This is a genomic window from Caballeronia sp. (genome assembly GCF_049581465.1).
Lineage (GTDB): Bacteria > Pseudomonadota > Gammaproteobacteria > Burkholderiales > Burkholderiaceae > Caballeronia.
Genome location: NZ_JBAUSA010000428.1, coordinates 1 through 2,241 on the forward strand (window position 1 = coordinate 1; position 2,241 = coordinate 2,241).

Genomic DNA, 2,241 nt, shown 5'->3' on the forward strand with positions numbered 1-2,241 from the left:
GTCCGAAGTGATGAGCGCGTGAACCGAGAGCACGCCCGCGGGCATCGGTCCATAACTGAAGCAACTCCCAACTAGAGACACGGGCGAGACGCGGACGCGGTCGATTCGAATATTTGTAGCTGTTCTCGATGTGAATGCTTTCGCCGAGCCGGAGCGAAAATGTGTTGGACAGCCCCAGCGCGGTGAACACCTTCTTGCCGAATCTCGATGCGATGGCGATCACGGCTATAGATCGCGCGATGGATGACGCGTCGACGTCCAAATCGCCGCCGCGAGCGAATGAAGATGTCGGCTTATCGAGATGGTGCGCTTCGGCCAAAGCGGTGGCGTGCACATTTATGACAATCTCCGGACGCGCATTTTCCCTGCGCGCTTAAGATCGAAAAAGCTGGCTGGTGGAGACAATCACTATCAAGCCGTACACAATTTTCACCGCTGCAACTGGTGAGGCAAATTTGGGCGGCCTCGGCTGTGCGTCGCCATCCACCGCCGAACTTTCTTCACGCTTCGGATACGGTCTACTGCCTTGCGCTCGGGGGACCTACATGATGGGTGCCGTTCATATCAATGTATGAGTGATTGACGCTCAAGGTATGAGTGACCGCGATACGCTTGGCCCGCTAACAACACCGCGGTCGCTTGCAAGATTATTCCAGCCTTGCCCGGCACAAGGTGCGGTGGCACCCAGCTCTCCTGGCACTTTTATCGCGGCGCCGCGTGGTACCGCATTTAACGATTGCGAAAAAGGGAGTCAGCCATGAAGGTGCTGATGGTTATCACGTCTCACGACCAGCTCGGTAACACCGGACGAAAGACCGGGTTCTGGCTCGAGGAGCTTGCGGCTCCCTACTACGCCTTCAAGGACGCCGGTGTCGAGGTTGCGCTCGCATCGCCAAAGGGCGGACGGCCGCCGCTCGATCCGAAGAGCAAGGAACCCGGGTGCAGCACGCCCCTCACCCTCCGGTTCGAAAAGGACGAGGCAGCGGAAGCTCAGCTCGACAAGACCGTTCGCCTCGACAGTGTCAAGCAGGAAGACTTCGACACGGTCTTCTATCCCGGCGGTCATGGTCCGATGTGGGACCTGGCGGAAGACAAGCAGTCTATCAAGCTAATCGAATCCTTCATTGCCGCCGGCAAGCCGATCGGCATGATGTGTCATTCCACCGGAGCACTGCGTCACGTTAAGGCGCCCGACGGTAAGCTTCTGGTACGAGGTAAGGAAGTTACCGGCTTTACCAACGGTGAGGAAGAAGAGGTCGGCCTCACCGAAGTGGTGCCGTTTCTCGTGGAAGACGAGATGCTGAAACTCGGCGCTACTTTCTCAAAAACGGCCAACTGGACATCTCACGTCGTCAGCGATGGCTTGCTGATTACGGGACAGAACCCGCATTCCTCGGGATCGGCGGCGAAGACGCTGATGGCGGCGTTGAAACAAAAGGCTCAGTTCGGCGTCACCGCCCGGGCCTCGTAGGCGGATCGACGCAAACGGCCAGCGATTACAACACGGTCGTCGTCAATCGTTGGAGCGGCACCCCTGACGCCACGCGCAACCAGCAGCGAACCAAGTTTGGCTTTCGCGCAGCCTGGAAGCCTCGATGCATTTCCAAATGATTCCTCTAAAATCTTGTCCGAGATGAGGATTGAAGAAGCGGAGAAAGGCGCTACCGCCGTCACCTTTGATTAACTGACCCGGTAGCGCTAACGAGATGCGTTCCTCGTAAAGTGCTCGGCGAATGTCCGTATCGAAAACGACGATCAATCGCAAGTACCAAGATCCCAACAGCTCCCTTCCAAATACGGTTGAAGGCTTACATGAGGCGGCTGATCGTTGTCCTGTCCACTCACTGGAACTCGGCTGCGATGAGAGATGCCCGGGCTGGTATAGCTCGGAACAAGCCAGGCATTGGCGTTCATATAGTTGTGGCGCTTTACAATATGCCGGGCGGCCGTAGCTTGGGCCGTCGATTCAAGAACCAGTAGCGATGTGACCAAAAGCACTATCAATTTAATCATACTGAACTCTCCCATCGTGTTGCGTTGAGCCGAACGCGACCGTTCGCGAGTGATGCCCGTAGTTATGTGACCGGGGCGGGCGCCGGGCATCCCAACGCTCACCGCGTATTTCTTCCGCAAGTCGGGCTGTCATGCTGTCCGTCAGGTCCTGTCCACCATTCGCCGCCTTCGGCGTCAGCCGCCGATCGAGCGAGTGCCTTAGCCGCATCCATTCGCCCTCGTCAAAGA

The 2,241-nt window shown here is 57.4% G+C and carries 3 protein-coding genes; 1 reads left to right on the forward strand and 2 read right to left on the reverse strand.

The window, feature by feature from the left end:
* A partial coding sequence (locus WCA53_RS10725; RefSeq protein WP_423908980.1) for an L-histidine N(alpha)-methyltransferase occupies window positions 1-223 on the reverse strand: 223 nt, incomplete at its 3' end.
* Between the two features lie 534 nt (window positions 224-757).
* On the opposite strand from WCA53_RS10725, the gene WCA53_RS10730 reads away from it, so the two are divergent.
* The gene (locus WCA53_RS10730; RefSeq protein ID WP_423908983.1) at window positions 758-1,471 is read left to right on the forward strand and encodes a type 1 glutamine amidotransferase domain-containing protein; all 714 of its coding nucleotides are present in this window, start codon (window positions 758-760) and stop codon (window positions 1,469-1,471) included.
* Window positions 1,472-2,005: 534 nt separating this feature from the next.
* Here the strand turns inward: WCA53_RS10730 and WCA53_RS10735 are convergent.
* A partial coding sequence (locus tag WCA53_RS10735; protein WP_423908987.1) for a hypothetical protein occupies window positions 2,006-2,241 on the reverse strand: 236 nt, incomplete at its 5' end.